Origin of the sequence: Brachybacterium kimchii, from assembly GCF_023373525.1 — a bacterium.
Lineage (GTDB): Bacteria > Actinomycetota > Actinomycetes > Actinomycetales > Dermabacteraceae > Brachybacterium > Brachybacterium kimchii.
Genome location: NZ_CP097218.1, coordinates 3575906 through 3594777, shown reverse-complemented (window position 1 = coordinate 3594777; position 18872 = coordinate 3575906). Strand labels below are relative to the sequence as shown.

Sequence of the window (18872 nt, the reverse complement as noted above, 5' to 3'; positions counted from 1 at the left end):
CCGGTCACGGGCTTTGCGCGGCGCCCGGCAGATCCTTCGACGCCTGGATCAGATCGAGAACGTGTTCCGCCTGCACCTCGAGCGTTCCCTCGGGGTTGCGCGCATGAGCGCTGCTCCCCGGCAGCAGCGCGAGGAGCCAGAACACGGCCCACAGCACGCGATGCTCGGCGAGGTCTGTGCGCTCTTCCCGCGTGAGGCCGACGGCTCGCGCCATCTGCGCCTCGTCGTAGAGGTTCCGGGTCCTGGCCGCAATGTGCTCGAGGTGATCAGCCAGGTCGAAGGCGGGTGTGGTCAGCCCGCCATCCTCGAAATCGACCAGCCTGCACCTGCGACCGTCCCAGAGGACATTGGCCGGGTTGAGGTCCGCGATCCCGACCGCCGAGGAGCGGAGATTCGGAGCGTCCTGAACGCTCGAGACCCGGTCACGAGCGGCCTGCAGTGCTCTCCGCACGACATCGGGGTGGATGCACGCATCGTCGTCGATCGGGTCGTGCAGTGCGTTCCGAAGATGTGCCATGAGGTCCCTGGGTCCGAGTTGCCGTTCCGGCACCCCCGCTTCCAGGGCCGCATCCACCGGCACGTCGAACAGCCGGCGGAGTGCGTGTCCCAGTGCCTCGTGCTGAACGCTCGTCAGAGACGATCCCCCCAGCGGTCGCCCCGGCAGCTTCTCCATGACGATAACCGGAGCACCTGCCTCGCAGAATCGTTCGAGCGGTCGCGGCGCGAGTCCGGGCGCGTGCTCGGCCAGCAGCGTCAAGCACGCCCACTCGCGGCGTGCCTCATCATCCGCCCAGGTGGAGAACTTCTTGCTCACCGTCGAGCGTCCCATCGTGACCTCGTGCGTGTGCGGGCCCATGTCCTGACGCTATCCCCGAGCTGCGCGACCACGCCCGGCTCCGCCGCGCGACACCCTCTTGCCCACGCTCCCCTCCTCCTCTACGATCACCGAATCTGACCACTGGTCAGTTTTGACTCGAGGAGGCGTCAATGCCCGAAGCACCCCTGCCCACGCAGGCCCCGTCCACCCCTGCCTCGCGCACGACGGACGGCGCGGATCCCGCGCATCGCACCCGTCCGCCCGGCTCGAACCCCGCCGGCACGGTGGCCGGTCCGCTGGGCGGCGTGACGGCGTCCGTCGGCGGTGAGCTCGCCGGGCAGCAGCCCGCGACCGGCACCGGATCGGCGTCCGAGCCGCCGCGCGTCGGGATCGCGTACTTCGTGGGCATGTTCCTCGCGCAGTTCGGCATCTGCGCCGCCCTGATCACGCCGGTCATGGTGACCATGCAGCTGAAGGCGCAGGAGATCTCCCCGGAGAACCCGGCCGCGGTGATCGGTGCGGTGCTGCCCGTCGGGGCGATCGGCGCCCTGGTGGCGAACCCGCTCGCCGGGGCACTCAGCGATCGCACCCGCACCCGCTGGGGACGCCGACGGCCGTGGCTGGTGGGCGGGATCGTCGGCCTGACGCTGGCGCTGGTGGGCGTGGCACTGTCCACGAGCGTCCTCGCGCTCACGGTGTTCTGGCTGATCGCGCAGGTCGTGGCCAACGCGACCCTCGCCGCGCTCGTCGCGAGCTTCGCCGACAACGTGCCGTCCGTGCAGCGCGGCCGCGGCTCGAGCATCATCAACATCGGGCAGAACGTCGCCATCCTCGCGGGGACCTACCTCTCCGTCGGCCTCGTCGATCACCTGGCCATCCTGTTCATCGCACCCGGCGTGCTCGGCATCGTGCTGGTCGCGATCTACGCCGCCGTCTCCCGTGACGAGCTCCCGGCCGAGCGCCCCGCGCCGCTGCTCATCCGCACCCTGATCGCCTCGTTCTGGACGAACCCGATCAAGCACAGGGACTTCGGCCTCGCCTGGTGGTCGCGGTTCTTCATCATCCTGGGCTCGTTCATGTTCACCACGTTCCGCCTGCTGTACATGCAGCAGCACCTGGGGCTGGACGCCGCCCACGCCACCCGGTCCGTGGCACTCGGCGTGCTGCTCTACACGATCGCCCTGCTGGTCGCGACATCCTTCGTGGGGGCGGCCTCGGACCGGCTCGGCCGACGCAAGATCTTCGTGATCGGCTCCGCCCTGCTCTTCGCGGTGGGGATCCTGGTGCTCGCCTTCGCGGGCGACGTCGCCCACTTCTACCTCGCGGAGATCATCCTCGGCTTCGCCTACGGGATGTACATGGCCGTGGACGTCGCCCTCGTGGTCGACGTGCTCCCCGACCCCGAGAAGCCGGGCAAGGACCTGGGCGTCATCAACATCGCCAACGCCCTCCCGCAGTCCTTCGCCTCCCCCTTCGCCCTGGTCTTCCTGGGGCTCGGGGTCTCCGGCACGGACAACTACACGGCGATGCTCATCGCCGCGGCCGTGGTCACGGTGCTCGGCGCCCTGGCGATCGTGCCGATCCGGAAGGTGCGCTGAGCACCCGGAACGGCAGCGCCGCGGCGCCGCGGCACTCAGGGCCGCAGCATCGGGCCGAACATCTCAAGGGTGCGCTCCAGGTCGATCCCGGGCTCGAGGAGCCACTGGATCTGCAGGCCGTCCGAGGCGGCGATCAGCAGGGAGGCGATCCCGTCGGCATCGAGATCGGCGCGGATCTCCCCCTCGGCCTGTCGGGCGCGGACCATGTCGGCGACGTAGGAACGCACCTCGGCGAACCGAGCCGTGAAGAAGTCCCTGCTCGGGGACTCCTCGCCCTGCAGCGAGCCCGCCAGCAGGGTCGAGTAGAGCTGGACCATCCCGGGCACGTGGGCGTTCTTCGTCGCGGCGTCGACCATCGTGTCCACCGGTCCGAGCTCGTCGTCCGTTCCGCGCCGCGCCTCGGCGTGCGCGTAGACCGCGAGCAGCAGCTCCTCGCGCGAGGCGAAGTGGTGCAGCAGCGTCGCGTGCGAGACGCCGATCGTCTCGGCGATCCGCCGCAGCGAGGTGCCCTCGTCGCCGCGATCCTGGAACACCTCCAGGGCGCGGTCCAGGATCTCCTGACGTCGGGCGACGCCCTTGGCGTAGGAGCCGCGGCGCCGGCCGACGGCCGGATCGTCGCCGGTGGCGGGGCTGGTCTCAGGCATTGCTGCAGTCTACGGAGACTTCTCTCCCCTGTTCTCGTGCAACAGCGGGCTCCGAGCTCTCAGCACTCCGCCCCTGGATCCCGACCGCCGCGAGGCAGTCACGGATCACCCCGAGGTCCCCGGCGTCGGAGAGGACGCCGATGCACCCGTCCGGCCTGATGAGCACCCGCGTGCGGTCCGTGGGCGCATAGGCCGCCGCGAGCGTCCCGTCGCCGTCCGCGATCTCCCCCTCGCCCCGCGGCTCGTCGACGACCCGCAGAACGCGGATCCCGTCGACCTGCTCCCGCTGCCAGGGTGCACCGCCGAACTCGAGCAGGGTGAAGATCCCTCCGCCGATCAGGTCGAACAGCCGGTGGGGTCCGTCGACCGCGATCAGTCCCGTGGCATCGGGAGCGCGATCCCCTGCGCGGAGGTCCGAGGCTTCATCGCGGTCGTCGACGGAGAGCCGGGAGCCACGGCATCCCACGTCCAACTGGATCGTGCTCTCGTCCCGCTTCACGGAGAACTCCCGGGTCCTCTGCGTCTCGGCGAGGCGTGCGTCGGTGAACGCGAGGACGTGCTGGGCGACGGGCCTGCGCTCGGCCTCGTAGGTGTCGATGAGCGGCTCCGGGGCGCCGTCGGCGAGCACCGCGGCGAGCTTCCAGCCCAGGTTGCAGGCGTCCTGGATGCCGGTGTTCATGCCCTGTCCGCCCGCCGGGGAGTGGATGTGCGCGGCGTCGCCCATCAGCAGCACCCGGCCCGCACGATAGTGCGCGGCCAGGCGGACGTTCGCTCTCCACACCGAGGTCCAGACCGGCTCGCCCAGGCGGATGTCCGTCCGGCCCGACCGTTGCTCGAGCACCTCCTGGAGGTGTTCGGTCTCCAGCCGGGGCTCCTCCCCCGGTGCGAGGGTCGCCGTGCACTGGAACAGGTCGGTGGACGGCAGCGGGCACAGGCTCACGATGCCCCGGGGATGCCGCCAGGTCCGCCAGCGCTCGCGACCGATCCCGGTCAGCGGCAGATCGGCGATGACGAGCCGGACATCCTCCCTGGTCTCCCCCTCGAAGGCGATCCCGGCCAGCTTGCGCGCCGCGCTGTGGCCGCCGTCCGCGCCGATGAGCCACCGGGCCGACACCACGTGCGTCGCGCCGTCGGCAGTCACCTGGGCGAGGACCCCCTCCGCGGTCTGTTGGAGGTCGACCAGCCGGGTCCCGAACTCGACGTGCCGGCCGTACCGGGCGAGGTGCTCGCGCAGAGCGTCCTCGACCCTCCACTCCGGCGTGATCACGCTCGCGGGGTACGGGATGTCGGGGCGGTCCGCGAGCGCGGCCGGGACATCCCCGCCGCGTCGGACCCCGCCGTCCGCCGAGATCATGTCCATCGGCATCGCCATCCGTCCCTGCGCCAGGATCCGGTCGACGATGCCCAGGTCGGCGAAGGCTTCGAGAGTCCGCGGCTGCACGCCCTTCCCTCGCGACCCGGGTCGCGGCCCGACCTCGCTCTCGATGATCCGGAAGGGCACGCCGCGACGCGCGAGCACGAGTGCCAGCGTCAGGCCGGAGGGGCCGGCGCCCACGATGAGCACGTCGGTCGACGACCCTCCGCCCGAGGGCGACTCCACCCGCTCGCTCCGTCCGTTCCCGCCCGCCATGTTCTCGCCCACCACGTTCTCGCCCACGACGTTCCCGCTCATCGAGCACCTCCAAGAAAGCATCTGCTTTCTTGGACGGTACGTCCGGTTGCGAAGAAAGGCAATACTTTCTAATCTCCCGTCATGGGAGCTGTGAGCAGAGGCGCGTCCGCGTCGAACGTCGACACCGACACCGACACCGACACCGACACCGACACCGACGAGGGTGCTGCGGCACCGGCCTCGGGTCGCCGTCGCGGGGCGGAGCTCGAGGCGGCGATCCTCGAGGCGGCGTGGGACGAGCTCGTCGAATCAGGCCTTGCGCGGCTGACCATGCGTGCCGTGGCGGCTCGCGCACGGACCAGCGAGCCCGTCCTCTACCGGCGCTGGAACGACAAGAACCAGCTGGTGCTCGCCGCGCTCATCCATCATCGGGACCAGCGTCCGGTGGACGCGCCCGACACCGGGGATCTGCGCACCGACCTCGTGGAATACCTGACGGCGGTCGGCACCGTGCGCTCCGCGTTCTTCGCCGTCGCCGCGGCGGCAGCGTTCTCCGGCCTGCTCGACGCCACCGGCATGACGCCCGAGCTGTTCCGCGAGCGCATCATCGGCACCCACCTGAATGCGCAGGCGCGCGAGATCTTCGACCGCGCCGAGGCCCGTGGCGAGCTCGATGCCGCTGCGGTGCCGCAGAGCGTGCTCGCGGTCCCCTTCGACCTGGTGCGGCTCGAGCTGCTGATGTCCCTGCGCCCGGTGCCCGCCGAGCGCATCGCGCAGATCGTCGACGAGATCTTCCTGCCGCTCGTGGCACGCGAGCTCAGCCGCGCCCCCGCACCAGCGCCACCGCCTCCCGCCGCTCGGACACCCCGAGCTTCGCGAAGATCGCGTTGACGTGGGACTTCACGGTGGAGACGCCGAGGAACAACCTTTCGGCGATCTCGGGGTTCGTGGCTCCGTCGCCCATCAGCTCGAGCACCTCGGCCTCGCGGGCGGTGAGGTCCGGGAACCGCTCGCGCACGCTCGTCGGCTGCGCCTCGGGGAGTCCCGCGACCACGCGCCCGGCGATCCGGGAGTCCAGCGGGGTGCCTCCTTCCGCGGCGGCACGGATCGCCGCGACCATCTCCTCGCGGCCCGCGTCCTTGGTGAGATACCCGGCGGCGCCGGCGCGCAGCGCGGCGTCGATGCTCGCGTCGTCGGCGAAGGTGGTGAGGACCAGGACGCGCACCTCCGGCGCTCTGCGCGCGAGCGCCGCGGTCGCCTCGGCGCCGCCCATCCCGGGCATGCGCAGGTCCATGAGGACCACGTCGGGCGCGAGCTCCTCGGCGAGTGCGACCGCGCGCGCCCCGTCCTCGGCCTCGCCGAGGACCTCGATGCCGTCCGCGAGCGAGAGGACGGTGACGATGCCGTCGCGCACGAGGGCCTGGTCGTCGGCCACCAGGATGCTGATGCTCATGGTCTCTTCTCCTCGGGTTCCGGTCCGGGATCGGCCGACGGGCGCGCGGTCGACACCGCCGCAGTGAGCGGGATGCTCGCGGTCGTCTCGAAGGTGCCGTCGGCCAGCAGGCGGGCGCTCGCGCCGCCGCCCACGGCCTCGCAGCGCTCGCGCATGCCCAGCAGACCGTAGCCGCCGCCGGGGCTGCCCGCCCGCGGTCCCTGTCCGATGAGATCCGCGGCTCCGGCCGCGCCCCCGTCGCCGTCTCCCTCCGCGGCCCTCACCCTGCAGCGCAGCATCGCCTCCCCGCCGTGGGCCTCGAGATCGAGGGCGGCCTCCCGTCCGGGTGCATGGCGCCGCGCGTTCGTGAGCATCTCCTGCGCGGCGCGCAGCAGCGCGTCGGCGCGGGCAGGGTCCAGGGAGCGCAGCGCACCGGGGCCGGGGCCGCGCCCCGGCGGCTCCGCGACCTCGGGGACGAGAAGCCCGCCCAGGTGCACTTCGCCGCCGCTGTCGCGGTGCGCGGCCGCGGCGTCCTCGATCCCGGCGATCACCTCGCGCGAGGTCTCGCGGAGGGCCGAGACCGCGTCACGCGACTCGGCGAGGCCGTCGGCCGCGAGCCCGCGCGCCCTGCGCAGCCGCGTCTCGAGCTCCTCGAAGCGGCCGGCCTCGGCGAGCGCCACAGCGGCGTCGAGCTGGAGGGTGAGGGCGCCGAGGGAGTGCGCGAGGACGTCGTGCAGGTCGCGTGCGATGCGCGCCCGCTCCACGAGAGCCGCGTTCTCCGCGCGTTCGCGCTGGGCGGCGATCTGCTCCTGCAGCAGCACACGCTCCCTGTCCGCAGAGCGGACGCGCTGGGCGCGGAAGCGGCCGATCAGCGCCGCTCCCGCGCACACCAGCAGGAAGATGATCAGCAGCTCGACCTTGGCCCCGGTGGCGAGCGCCGAGCCGACGAGGGCGAGCGCATCGGCTGCGAGGACGACGGCCATCACGTCCGTGCGCCGCTCGGGCCTGCGCACCAGGCGCACGATGCCGGCGATCGCGACGGGCATCAGCGCGCTGCCGGTCGTGAACGTGAGCGCGCACGCCGCGATCTGCGAGACGGAGAGGGCGGCGGTGCCGACGCGGATCGCGCGCGGCCCCGCATGTCGGTACTGGTCGGTGAGGGATCCCAGCACCATCTCCGCCGCCCACAGCACGACCACGCCGAAGGCCGCCGCACGCAGCGCCGGCGTCTGGACGTCCCACGCGGTGAGCATGAAGAAGACGGCGAGCGCGAGGGCGAGGGCCATCGTCAACCCATCGACACGGCGCTCCCGGCCCGGCGGAACGGGGCCGACGGACCGCGCAGGACCGGCCGACGGCGCAGCAGCGCTCGTCGGCCGGGGTCCTCGCGGTGTCGAGATCACCCGCGCGATCCTATGACCTGGTCGCCGCGTGCACGATGGTGAGGTTCTCGGCGCTGCGGGGACGGTGCGTCGCCACGGCCGCGCTGACCAGGCGGGCGAGCCCGACCGACAGCAGGATCAGACCGGTGGTCCGGGAGCTCTGCGATCCCGAGAGCGCGACGACGGCGAGAGACATCCCCACGCGCACCGCGATGTAGGCGATCCAGAGGGCGAGGCCCCACCAGCCGCCGCGCATCTCAAGCGAGCCGTCTGCACCGGTCCGCACGGTGCTGACCAGGCCCATCACCAGCCCGGCACCGACGGCGAAGACGGCCGTCAGCACGAGGTATCCGAGCGTGACCGGGTCGATCTGGGACTGCCGTAGCTGCTGGAGAACCATCACCGCGCCCACGACGCTGAGGATCCCGCCGAGCCGCTGCATCCTGGCGACCTCCCGCCACTGCAGCTGCCGGTACAGGATGAGACCCAGCGCGGCGAGCACGATCAGGCCCTCGAGCAGGGCGTTCCAGGGGATTGACGAGGCGTTCATGATCTCCTCCGAGGATCGGGTGGCCGGCCTCCACGGGCCGATGACTCGATCCTTCGCCACGCGCCGTCCCGGGCGAACCGCCCGCGGGTGGAAAAGAGGGTGGAGATGCGGAGGGAGCGGGCGGCGAGGGGCCGGTCCGCCGGGACCGCTCTCACGTCTCCGCGGCCTCCAGGGCGAGCTCCGCGGCGCGCACGTCTGTGATCACGACATGGGCGAGCCCCGATCGGAGGGTCGCGAGCACTGCACGGTGCTTGCCCTCTCCCCCGCCGACGGCGACGCGCAGGGGCACCCGTCGCAGCTGGTCCTCGGGGATGCCGGTGAACCGCTCCCCGAGGCCGTCGACGCTGGCCCCGTCGATGTCGAGCAGGCTGGTGCCGATCTCGGCGACGACCCCGCGCATCTCGAACCGCTCGCGCTCCCCCTTCTCCTCCAGGATCCTCGCCAGCAGCGAGGAGTCGGGCCAGCCGCCGATGGTCAGGAACGCCTTCTGCACATGCGCGAAGCGACGCTGCACCTGCTGGATCATCGGATGCCGGAGGATCGCGACCTCCTCGGGCTCGATGAGGATCGGGACGTACAGCGGGTACGTCGCTCCGCCGGTCGCACGGCCGATGTTGGAGATCACCTCGACGCCGTCCCCGAGCCGCGGCCAGCCGACGCCCGTCAGCTGGACCACGTCGGCGCTGGGGAGCTCCTCCACCTGCTGAGAGGCCTGCACGAGCGTGCGCCCGGGGGTGAATCCCAGCACGTCGTCCTCCTGGACCGTCTCCCGGATGAAGCGCGCCGCGACCGCGGCGATCGCCTCCCGCGCCTCGGGATCCCGGTCCGAGTGCGTCGCGACGACCAGCGCGGACCGGAGTCCGTAGCGCTGGGCGAGCCGCGCGGAGAGGGCGACGTCGATCGGGTCGGCGACCGCCGCTCGGACCTCGACCAGGCCCAGATCCCGTGCGCGTCGGACCATGCGGGCGGTCACGAAGCGGGACTTCCCGATCTCCTCGGCGATCTCGTTGACCGTCCGACCCTGCGCGAGGTTCTGCAGGGCGACGTACACGTGCAGGATCTGCTGGTCCAGCGGCATCGTGGAGGCCGACGCGGCCGGCCGCTCCGGCGGAGAACCGCTCACGCGCCCGGTGCCCATCCCGCCGGCTCCTGCCGTCCCGCCGTCTCCTGCCGGTCCGCCGACGCCTGCTCGTCCTGCACCTCGCGCAGCCACTGCATCGCCAGCGCGGGATCGTCCGAGGTGGTGCCGTCGGCCTGCAGACGCACCGCGTCACGCATGTTCTCCAGCGAGCGCATCGGCCACACGTGCAGCTCCAGTTCCTGGCCACGGATCTGCGCGGCGGCCTCCTCCGTGAGTCCCTCGAGGCCGACGGCGAGCCGCTGGGCGCGGGTGTGCTCGACCAGGCCCTGCCAGCCGCCGGGGAAGGCGTCGGCCGTCGCGAGGTCCTTGCGGATCACCCCGCGGCGCACCTGCGGCATCAGCCGCGCCGCCTCGCGCAGGGCATCCTCCTGGAAGCTCATGAGCACGGTCCGCTCGGCGTCGGCCCGGTGCTCCGCGAAGTAGCGGGCGAGGTGGGGCACGGTCTCCGGCGCCTTGATCTCCAGCTGGATGCCGGTGCTCGTGGCGTCGTACATCTCCGCGAGGGAGACCACCCCGCGTCCCGAATCGAGCACCGCCGCCTGCAGCTGCGCCATGGTCAGCTCGCCGGCGGGCCCCAGTCCCCGCGCGGAGTCCGAGCCCGCCGTCCGGTCGAGCGTCGCATCGTGCAGCAGGAACAGCTGCTCATCCACGCTCAGGCGGACGTCGAGCTCGATCTCGTCGACGCCCGCCTCCTCCGCGAGCGCGTAGGACTCCAGGCTGTTCTCGGGGGCGTGGGCCATCGCGCCGCGATGGCCCACGATCAGCATGCCGGTCATGTATCCGTCCCTACTCTCCGTTCGAACTTCTCCCGAACCCTGTCGATCGCGGGCTCGAGCTCCTCCTCCATCCGCGTCAGCACCTTCTCGGCGCTCTCGCCGGCCGAGTAGACCGACTGGATGGCGTTCTTGGCCTCGACCAGGGTCTCGGGCACGTAGCGGCGCACGATGTCGGGCTCGCGGGAGATCTCCAGCTGGTCGAGGGCGACCTTGTACCGCGGATCCTGGGCGGCGAGCTTCGCGACCTCGTCGGACTCGATCGCATCCTTCGTGCAGGGCACGTACCCGCTGCCCAGGGTCCAGTCGATCGTGCGCTGCCCGGTGCTGAGGAACTTGATGACCTCCCACGCGGCCTGCTTCCGCTCGGCCGAGGCGTAGCGAAGGATCGACAGTCCTCCGCCGCCCGTCGGCACTCCGGCGTCCTTCTCCCGAGGGAGGAACCCGCATCCGAAGTCGAAGGTCGCCGCCTCCTTGATGCCGGACAGGGATCCGGTGGACTGCATCGCGGAGGCACAGGCTCCGGAGGAGAAGTCGCCCGTCGCGTCCGCCGCCAGGTACCCGGAGCCGTCGTCATGGATGAAGGCGCGGTCATACTCGAGCGCGGCGATCGAGGCGTCGGTGGTCAGGCGCATGTCGAGCCCGTCGGAGTACGCGCCGCCGAAGGCCCAGATGGATCCCTGGAAGTACCAGTCGTCCCCGCCGACGTAGGCGCGCATCGGCACCTTCTTCCCCTTGTACTCGACCTCGCCGACCGCCTTCCCCCAGTCGCGGTACTCGCTGAAGGTCTCGGGGGCGCGATCGGGCAGGCCGGCGGCCTCGAAGATCTCCCGGTTGTAGTAGAACAGCGGGGTCGAGCGGCCGAAGGGCAGCCACCAGATCTCGTCCTTGACCGTGCCCTCCTTCAGGAAGCGCTCGTCGAAGCTGTCGGTGCCGAAGCCCTCGTCGAAGTAGCCGCCCAGGGGCTCGAGCGCCTCGGCCAGGTAGAAGCGGTTCCAGACCACGTCGCTGAACACGGCGATGTCGGGGACCTGGCGCGCCTGCATGCTCGCAGCGAGCTTCGACTCGACGCCGTCGTAGCTGTCGAAGATCTGGACCTCCGCGAAGATGTCGTCCTGCGCCTCGTGGAAGGCATCGAGGTTCGCCTGGATCACCTCGGCGTTGTGCGCCGTGTAGGCGCTCCAGATGACGACGCGCTGGCGGTCCCGGTACTTCTCGGGGACGTCGCCCGCCGGCTGCTCGAGCACGAGGCCGTCGGTGTCCCCGAGGCCGAAGCAGCCCGAGAGGAGCGGGAGCGCCCCGCCCAGCAGGCCGGCGCCCAGCAGGGTCCGACGGGACGGGGCGGGTCGGCGGAGGCCGCGGCGAGGGGCGCGGCCCGCAGGATGGATCGGCATGTCTCTCCTTCGACGATCGGTTCCGGCTCAGCGCCCGTTGCCGGCGGCGGCACCGGTGAGGCCGGTGACGATGTAGCGCTGCGCGCACAGGAACACCAGGAGCATCGGCAGGACGACGATGAGGGTGCCGGACATGAGCACGCCCCAGTTGGTCACGCCGTCGTTCGACTTCAGGTACATCAGGCCGATCGGCAGGGTGCGCATGTTCACCGAGTTCGTGATGATCAGCGGCCACACGAAGTTGTTCCACTCGTCGATCACGGCGACCAGCGCGACGGTGGCGACGGCGGGCACGGACATCGGCAGCACGAAGGAGACCAGCCGGCGCAGATGACCGCAGCCGTCGACCTCCGCCGCTTCGAACACCTCGTCCGGCAGCGACATGAAGTGCTGACGCAGCAGGAAGGTGCCGAATGCCGAGGCCACCCCGGGGAGGATCAGACCCGCGTAGGTGTTGATCAGGTGCAGGTTGCCCATGGTCAGGTAGTTGACCAGCAGGGTCACGTGCCCGGGGACCATGAGGGCACCGAGCATCACCACGAACAGCCACTTCTTGCCGGGGAACGGGAGGAAGGCGAAGGCGTAGGCCGCGAAGATCGCGAGCACCACTTTCAGCACGGCCCCGACCACCGTCACGATCAGCGAGTTCTTGATGAAGGCCCCGAAGGGCGCGATGCGCCAGGCCTCGCGCAGGTTCTCGAACGTGAGGCTGCGGGGCAGCCACTTCATGGGCCAGGTGTAGATGTCGTTGTTCGCCTTGAAGGACGTGGACAGCAGCATGTACAGCGGGATCAGGAAGACCAGACCGACGGCGATCAGCAGCAGGTAGCCCCACCAGTTGCGCGTGAGGGACCCGCGGCGTCGGCGCGGCGCCCCCTTCCGGCCGGCAGGGCCGGGGGCCGATGGATCCTGCGCGGCGTAGGGCTCGAGATCCCCGGACGCGGTCCGGGAGGGCACGGAGGTCGCCATCAGTAGTGCACCTTCCTCTCGACGAACCGGAACTGGAAGGCCGTGATGATCATCAGCAGCACGAACATGACGGTCCCCGCAGCCGCGGAGAGGCCGACGTTCGAGCGCAGGAACGCCTGCTCGTAGATGAACCAGCTCAGGGTGGTGGTCGAGGACGCCGGCCCGCCGCTGGTCATCACCGCGATCAGGTCGAACGCCTGGAATGCCCCGATCGTCTGGGTGATGACCAGGAAGAACGTCGTGGGCGAGAGCAGCGGCAGGATCACCCGCGTGAAGGTCTGGAAGGCGCTCGCGCCGTCGAGCTTCGCGGCCTCGAGCACATCCGAGGGGAGCCCCTGGATCCCTGCCAGGTACACGATCGAGACGAAGCCGACGCCCTTCCAGATCGAGACGATCAGCAGGGCTGGCAGCGCCCAGTGGGCATCGGTGGTCCAGCTCGGCGACTGGGCGCCGAAGAGGTCGAAGACGACCCGGGCGAGCCCGTAGTTGGGGTCGAAGATGAACAGCCACACCACCGCGATCGCCGCGCCGGAGACCACGTGCGGCGCGAACACCACACCGGTGACGACCGGAGTGCCGCGCAGCTTCTTGGAGAACAGCGCGGCCAGCAGCACACCGAGCAGCAGACTGATCCCCACGACCACCACGACCCACACCACGGAGACCCACAGCACCTTGTGGAACGAGGGCGAGGCGAGCATCGACGTGTAGTTCGTCAGCCCGATGAACAGCGGCTGGGGCGAGATGAAGTCCCAGTCGGTGAGGCTGAGATAGAGGTTCGCGATGATCGGCCAGTAGGCGAAGACCGCGATCAGCGCGAGGTTCGGGAAGGCGAACAGAGCGAACAGCGCGTAGCCGCGGCGTCTGCGCCGGCGGCGGGCGGCCAGTCGCTGCGGCGGGAGCGGGCCGAGCCCGGATGCCGCCGATCCTGGGGCGCGATCAGCGGGGAGGGCGGGGGCTTCGAGGCTCATCTCAGAGTGGTTCCTCTCCGTGGAGCTCCATCGTTCGTGCACGACTGCGCGCCGCGGCATCAGCGGTCTCGCAGTGACCGTCGTCACCGTAGCAACGGCGCTCTGTTGTGCGCATGGCTCGCACATAAGTGCACGCCGAATTCCACCGAGCGCCACTTCGTGCTCGTCGCCCGCCCCTGCCCCCGCGCCACCTGGCCTACTCTCGAAAGAGGTCCACCGTCGGGCCGACGGCGGACCACGATCTCTGGAGGACAGCATCGTGGACATCACCGTGGACAGCACCCGAGCGCAGACCGTCGCACACCAGCTCATCGCGTCCCATCTCGTCGAGGGCGACATGGTCCCCGGCAGCGAGATCGGCCTGCGGGTCGACCAGACGCTCACCCAGGACGCGACCGGCACCATGGTCATGCTCGAGCTCGAGGCCATGGGTCTGGACCGGATCCGCACCGAGCTCTCCGTGCAGTACGTGGACCACAACCTGCTGCAGACGGACGAGAAGAACCCCGACGACCACCTGTTCCTGCTCTCGGCCGCGCGGCGCTTCGGCCTCTGGTTCTCCAAGGCCGGCAACGGGGTCTCCCACCCCGTGCACCAGGCCCACTTCGGCCGTCCGGGCGCGACGCTGATCGGCTCGGACTCGCACACCTGCGCCGCGGGCGCGCTCGGCATGCTCGCGATCGGCGTGGGCGGCCTGGAGATCGCGATGGCGATGGCCGGCCAGCCGCTCTACGTCGCCATGCCCGAGGTCTGGGGCGTCGAGCTCACCGGCGAGCTGCCGGACTGGGTGAGCGCCAAGGACGTGGTGCTGGAGATGCTGCGCCGCCACGGCGTCAGCGGCGGCGTCGGCCGCATCATCGAGTACCACGGCGAGGGTCTCGCGCAGCTCACCGCGATGGACCGGCACGTGATCGCGAACATGGGCGCCGAGCTCGGCGCGACCGCGACCGTCTTCCCCGCCGACGACGCCGTCCGCGACTACCTGCGGGCCGTCGGCCGCGGTGACGAGTTCACGCGCCTCGAGGCCGACGAGGGCGCGGAGTACGACGTCACCGAGCACATCGACCTGAGCGCCCTCGAGCCGCTGATCGCCGCGCCCTCCTCCCCCGGCAACGTGCGTCCCGTCGCCGAGGTCGAGGACGAGGACGTGTTCCAGGTGGTCGTCGGCTCCTCGGCGAACCCCGGACTGCGGGACTTCGCCGCGTTCGCCGAGACCCTGCGCGGCCGCCAGGCCCACGAAGCCGTCTCGGTCGACGTGAACCCGACCTCCCGCGAGGTCCTCGCGGACCTGATCGCCGGCGGCTGGCTCACCGATCTGGTGGCCTCCGGGGCGCGCATCCACCAGTCCGGATGCCTGGGCTGCATCGGGATGGGCCAGGCCCCCGCGAGCGGACGCAACTCCCTGCGCACCATGCCCCGCAACTTCCCGGGCCGCTCGGGCACCGAGGAGGACTCGGTGTGGCTGTGCTCGCCCGAGACCGCGGCCGCGGCGGCGCTGACCGGACGGATCACCGATCCGCGCACGCTCACGGACTCGCTCGGGATCCCGGCCCCGCGCCCGCAGCTCCCCGAGACCTTCGCGCGCATCGAGGACATGCTGCAGCCGCCGCTGCCGCTCGAGGAGGCCCGCGAGGTCGAGCTCGTGAAGGGGCCGAACATCTCCTCCCTCCCCGAGTTCGCGCCGATCGACGACGATCTGCGGGCCCCCGTGATCCTGGTGATGGGCGACGACGTCTCGACCGACGAGATCATGCCCGCCGGCTCGCGCGTGCTCCCGTACCGCTCGAACATCCCGAAGATCTCCGAGTTCACCTTCACCCGCATCGACCCGGACTATCCCGCGAACGCCGGGAAGGCGAAGGATTCGGGAGGCCACGTGGTGGTCGCCGGGAAGAACTACGGGCAGGGCTCCTCGCGCGAGCACGCCGTGATCGCTCCCCGCTACCTGGGGCTGAAGGCGGTCATCGCGGTGTCCTTCGCCCGCATCCACTGGCAGAACCTCGCGAACTTCGGGATCCTCGCCCTCGAGTTCGACGACCCCGAGGACCACGACCGGATCTCCGCGGGCGACCTCGTCGAGATCGACGGCGTCCACGCGGCGCTCGAGGCCGGCACGGACCTCACCGCACGGATCGGGGACCGGGAGGTCGCCGTGCACCACCGGCTCTCGCCGCGCCAGGTGGAGATGGTGCTCGCGGGAGGACGGATCCCGCTCGCCGCGCGCGAGGCGTGAGTCGCGAGTCGTGAGGCGCGGGTCCCGAGGGACGACAATGGCCCCATGATCGACTGGGACCTCATCTGGCGCGACTACGTCGGGATCAGCGGCAGCGCGGTCCTCGGCGTCGTCGCCTCGACCATCGTGCTGTACGGCTTCTTCTCCCTGCTCATGCAGGTGATCGGCCCGCGCCTGATGGCCCGGCCCAGCGCCGGCAGCTTCGTGGTCCTCGCCGTCGTCGGCGGCATCACCGCCCGCGCGACCCTCGGCGAATCCCCGACGATGCTCGGCGCGATCGTCGTGCTGAGCACCCTGGTCGTCCTCGAGTACGTCACGGGCAGGTTCCGCCGCGTCCCCCTGCTCCTGCGGCGCACGCGTCCCGTCGTCGTCATGGTCGACGGGGAGCCGGTCGCGGCCGGCCTGCGTCGCAGCAGGCTGACGCGCGGCATGCTGCTGGATCGTCTGCGCGTGAGCGGGGTGCTCGCCCTCGACGAGGTGGAGCTGGTGATCCTCGAGGTCCGCGGCACGCTCACGATCGTCCGGCGCGGCAGCCGGATCGACCGCGATCTCGTGGCCCAGGTCGACGGACGCGAGCGGATCCCCGAGCGTCTGCTGTCCGAGCCGGGGGCCGCCTGAGCGCCCGACCGCTCACTCCAGGACGGCCAGCGCGAGAGTCGCCAGCGGCACCGTGATCACCACCGCGACCGCGCCCAGCGCCATGAAGCGCACCCAGGGGATCCGCACGCCCATCGCCTGCATCCGCTGATGCCACAGGAGCGTGGCCAACGATGCCCACGGGGTGATGAGCGGCCCCGCGTCCACACCGATCAGCAGGGCCATGGTGGAGGTGGGATCGTCCCCCGCGCGATGCTCGAGGAGGAGGAAGGCGGGGAGGTTGTCGAGCACGTTCGCCGCGAGCGCCGAGGTGCCGGCCGTGCGCAGCAGCCCCATCGGCCCCGTGCCGCCGTCGGCCGCGCGCAGCACGAACGACGTCGCACCCTGCACGTGCGCGGTCTCCACCAGCACGAAGAGGGCGAGGGCGATCGCGAGCGGACGCCAGGGCACCAGGTGCGCTCCGATCGCCTCGCGGCGCCGCAGCGCGAAGGCGAGCAGCAGCACGAGCGCGGCGGCGCCCGCCGGGATCCACACCGCGGGCACCACCACGAGCAGGGGCAGCAGCACGACGACCACGCATCCGCTGATCCGCAGCAGCGCGCGGTCATGGATCTGCGGGGCGGGCGACGCCCGGAATCGACCCTGCAGGTCCCGGCGATGGACGACGGCCACGAGGGCCACCGGCACCACGATCGCGACCAGGGTCGGTGCCGCGCTGCGGGCCAGGAAGGACGCCGTGCCCCCGCCCAGGACGTCCCTGGCCAGCAGGTTCGTGAGGTTCGAGACCGGCAGCAGCAGGGACGCCGTGTTCGCGAGCCACACCGTGGCCAGGGCGAAGGGCACCGCGGGCACGTCGACGCGCCGCGCCGTGAGCACGACCACCGGGGTCATGATCAGCGCCGTCGTGTCCAGGGAGAAGAAGGCCGTGCACACCACGGCGAGCGCGCACACGGCGCACCACAGCACCGCGGTGCGCCCGTGCGCGAGGACGGTGAGGCCGTGGGCGATCACGTCCAGGAGTCCTGCTTCGCGCGCGAGCTCGGCGAGCACCGCGATCGCGAGGACGAATCCGAGCACGGGCGCGACCCGCGCCATCAGTGCTGCGAGATCCTGCGAAGGCAGCCCGCCGCTGAGGACGCACAGCACGGCGCCCAGGGCGAGCGCCCCGATCGCGAGCGCGCCGGCGCGCCTGCGCAGGAGTCCGAGCATGCTGCGAAGCGTAGACCGCGGCGTCCTCCCGCAGGCCCCGCTCCCTCTCACGCCGCGGGACGACCGTGTCCGATGGGCGCGGCGGCGATAGCCTCGCACGTGCACGGGGTGCCCTGACCAGGGCTGAGAACACACCCGCTGAACCTGATCGAGCTCGTACTCGCGGAGGGATTGCCGCCATGACACGTGCCCCACGTCCGTTCTTCGAGGATGCCGCGTTGACGGCGTCCCTGCGCCACCAGCACGCCCAGGCGTGGGAGCGCGCCGTCGGTCACCGCTTCGTGCGCGAGCTGCACGCGGGAACCGTCCCGGACGAGGTGATGGCGCGCTACCTGGTGCAGGACCATCGCTTCCTCGACGCCTTCCTGCAGCTGATCGGCGCCGCGCTGGCCACCGCCCGCACCCCCGCCGCCCGGCTGCGCTTCGCGCGCTTCGCCGGAGAGGTCGCCGGTGACGAGAACACGTACTTCTTGCGCGCCCTCGACGCGCTCGGGGTGAGCGAGGAGCAGCGCGCGCAGATCCCGAACACCGCACCCACCGACGGCTTCCTCGACGTGTTCCGCGAGGCCGCGGAGACCCGCGACCACGCCGCGATCCTCGCGGTCCTGCTGGTCACCGAATGGCTCTACCTGGACTGGGCGACCAGGGCGCCCGCTCCCCTGCCCGAGAGCTTCGTCCACGCCGAGTGGATCTCCCTGCACGACGGTCCCGGTTTCCGCGATCTCGTGGACTTCCTGCGCGCCGAGCTCGACGCCGCCGAGATCGAGGACCCCGAGCGCGTGCGCAGCTTCTTCGCGCGCACCGTCCGGCTCGAGAACGACTTCTTCGACGCGGCCTACGAGACGGCCCCCGAGGGGGCGTCGGCATGAGCGCACCTTCCCTGTTCGACCGGCTCAAGGCCTCCGCCGCCGAGGACTGGGACGCCTACGTCCACCATCCCTTCGTGACGCGGCTGGGCGAGGGCACGCTCCCCCTGGCCGCCTTCCAGGACTACCTGGTCCAGGACTACCTGTTCCTCTTCCAGTTCGCGCGGGCCAATGCCCTGGCCGCGTACAAGGCCGACACTCTCGAGGGCATCCGCTCGGCCGCGGACTCCCTGACCGCGATCGTCACCGAGACCGCTCTGCACGTGCGGCTCACGGCGTCGTGGGGCATCGACCGCGAGGTGCTCGAGACGGCCGACGAGAAGCCCGGCACCGTCGCCTACACGCGCTTCGTCCTGGACACCGGCATGGCCGGGGACGCCCTGGACCTGCAGGTCGCCCTCGCGCCCTGCGCGATCGGCTATGCGGAGATCGGGACCGCGCTCGCGCCGCGCCTCGCCGAGGGCGCCGAGCATCCCTACGGCGAGTGGATCGCCGAGTACGCGGGGCAGGAGTTCCAGGCGAGCGCCGCCGTGGCCGCCGCGCGGCTCGACGAGCTCGCGGGCGGCGACCTGCCTGCCCACCGCCGGGCGCGGCTCGAGAGGATCTTCCGCACGGCCACCCGCATGGAGGCCGCGTTCTGGCAGCAGGCGCTGGACTGAGCGCGGGCGTGCATTCGCCGAGCGC

Annotated in this window: 18 protein-coding genes and 1 riboswitch; of the genes, 6 read left to right on the top strand and 12 right to left on the bottom strand. The window is 71.4% G+C overall.

All coding sequences use genetic code 11. From position 1 onward, the window contains the following. Window positions 1-4: 4 nt before the first annotated feature. Complete coding sequence (locus tag M4486_RS16350; RefSeq protein WP_249478342.1) at window positions 5-856, bottom strand: aminoglycoside phosphotransferase family protein; 852 nt, start codon at window positions 854-856, stop codon at window positions 5-7. Window positions 857-987: 131 nt separating this feature from the next. Here M4486_RS16350 and M4486_RS16345 point away from each other — a divergent pair, with 131 nt between their 5' ends. After that, complete coding sequence (locus M4486_RS16345; RefSeq protein ID WP_249478341.1) at window positions 988-2415, top strand: MFS transporter; 1428 nt, start codon at window positions 988-990, stop codon at window positions 2413-2415. Window positions 2416-2450: 35 nt separating this feature from the next. Here the strand turns inward: M4486_RS16345 and M4486_RS16340 are convergent, their stop codons facing one another. Then, window positions 2451-3059, bottom strand: coding sequence for a TetR/AcrR family transcriptional regulator (locus M4486_RS16340; protein ID WP_249478340.1), 609 nt, complete (start codon window positions 3057-3059; stop codon window positions 2451-2453). Next, window positions 3052-4731 carry an FAD-dependent monooxygenase gene (locus M4486_RS16335; protein WP_249478339.1) on the bottom strand — a complete coding sequence of 560 codons (1680 nt, stop codon included), beginning with the start codon at window positions 4729-4731 and terminating at the stop codon, window positions 3052-3054. The genes M4486_RS16340 and M4486_RS16335 overlap by 8 nt, the downstream gene beginning before the upstream one ends. An 81-nt stretch (window positions 4732-4812) precedes the next feature. On the opposite strand from M4486_RS16335, the gene M4486_RS16330 reads away from it, so the two are divergent. After that, window positions 4813-5562 (top strand): TetR/AcrR family transcriptional regulator, encoded by a 750-nt coding sequence (locus M4486_RS16330; protein ID WP_249478338.1) that lies wholly within the window; start codon window positions 4813-4815, stop codon window positions 5560-5562. Here M4486_RS16330 and M4486_RS16325 read toward each other — a convergent pair. From M4486_RS16325 to M4486_RS16290, 8 genes are all read right to left on the bottom strand, one after another. Then, window positions 5489-6124, bottom strand: a complete 636-nt coding sequence (locus M4486_RS16325) for a response regulator transcription factor (protein ID WP_249478337.1) — start codon at window positions 6122-6124, stop codon at window positions 5489-5491. The genes M4486_RS16330 and M4486_RS16325 overlap by 74 nt on opposite strands. Beyond that, a complete protein-coding gene (locus M4486_RS16320) occupies window positions 6121-7389 on the bottom strand; it encodes a sensor histidine kinase (RefSeq protein WP_249478336.1) in 1269 nt (422 codons plus the stop codon). Before M4486_RS16320 ends, M4486_RS16325 begins: the two co-directional genes overlap by 4 nt. Before the next feature lie 127 nt (window positions 7390-7516). Next, window positions 7517-8035, bottom strand: coding sequence for a hypothetical protein (locus tag M4486_RS16315; protein WP_249478335.1), 519 nt, complete (start codon window positions 8033-8035; stop codon window positions 7517-7519). Window positions 8036-8186: 151 nt separating this feature from the next. Continuing rightward, window positions 8187-9173, bottom strand: coding sequence for a sugar-binding transcriptional regulator (locus M4486_RS16310; RefSeq protein WP_249478334.1), 987 nt, complete (start codon window positions 9171-9173; stop codon window positions 8187-8189). Next, complete coding sequence (locus M4486_RS16305; protein ID WP_249478333.1) at window positions 9155-9952, bottom strand: glycerophosphodiester phosphodiesterase; 798 nt, start codon at window positions 9950-9952, stop codon at window positions 9155-9157. The genes M4486_RS16310 and M4486_RS16305 overlap by 19 nt, the downstream gene beginning before the upstream one ends. Further along, complete coding sequence (locus tag M4486_RS16300) at window positions 9949-11343, bottom strand: ABC transporter substrate-binding protein (RefSeq protein WP_249478332.1); 1395 nt, start codon at window positions 11341-11343, stop codon at window positions 9949-9951. The genes M4486_RS16305 and M4486_RS16300 overlap by 4 nt, the downstream gene beginning before the upstream one ends. A gap of 27 nt (window positions 11344-11370) precedes the next feature. After that, window positions 11371-12312 carry a carbohydrate ABC transporter permease gene (locus M4486_RS16295; RefSeq protein WP_249478331.1) on the bottom strand — a complete coding sequence of 314 codons (942 nt, stop codon included), beginning with the start codon at window positions 12310-12312 and terminating at the stop codon, window positions 11371-11373. Continuing rightward, complete coding sequence (locus tag M4486_RS16290; protein ID WP_228357159.1) at window positions 12312-13283, bottom strand: carbohydrate ABC transporter permease; 972 nt, start codon at window positions 13281-13283, stop codon at window positions 12312-12314. Before M4486_RS16290 ends, M4486_RS16295 begins: the two co-directional genes overlap by 1 nt. A 259-nt stretch (window positions 13284-13542) precedes the next feature. Here M4486_RS16290 and M4486_RS16285 point away from each other — a divergent pair, with 259 nt between their 5' ends. Then, window positions 13543-15516: an aconitate hydratase gene (locus M4486_RS16285; RefSeq protein WP_283257940.1), complete on the top strand. Its 1974-nt coding sequence runs from the start codon at window positions 13543-13545 to the stop codon at window positions 15514-15516. 45 nt (window positions 15517-15561) lie between these two features. Beyond that, a complete protein-coding gene (locus M4486_RS16280) occupies window positions 15562-16134 on the top strand; it encodes a DUF421 domain-containing protein (protein WP_249478330.1) in 573 nt (190 codons plus the stop codon). 12 nt (window positions 16135-16146) lie between these two features. On the opposite strand, the gene M4486_RS16275 is transcribed toward M4486_RS16280, so the two are convergent. Next, on the bottom strand, window positions 16147-17322 hold the full coding sequence (locus M4486_RS16275; protein ID WP_249478329.1) for an SLC13 family permease: 1176 nt from the start codon (window positions 17320-17322) through the stop codon (window positions 16147-16149). Between the two features lie 94 nt (window positions 17323-17416). Beyond that, window positions 17417-17511, top strand: a riboswitch (TPP riboswitch). Here M4486_RS16275 and M4486_RS16270 point away from each other — a divergent pair. Both M4486_RS16270 and M4486_RS16265 read left to right on the top strand, forming a co-directional pair. Next, window positions 17502-18191, top strand: coding sequence for a TenA family protein (locus M4486_RS16270; protein ID WP_249478328.1), 690 nt, complete (start codon window positions 17502-17504; stop codon window positions 18189-18191). Its footprint overlaps the riboswitch before it by 10 nt. After that, window positions 18188-18847, top strand: a complete 660-nt coding sequence (locus M4486_RS16265; RefSeq protein WP_249478327.1) for a TenA family protein — start codon at window positions 18188-18190, stop codon at window positions 18845-18847. The genes M4486_RS16270 and M4486_RS16265 overlap by 4 nt, the downstream gene beginning before the upstream one ends. Window positions 18848-18872: the final 25 nt, after the last annotated feature.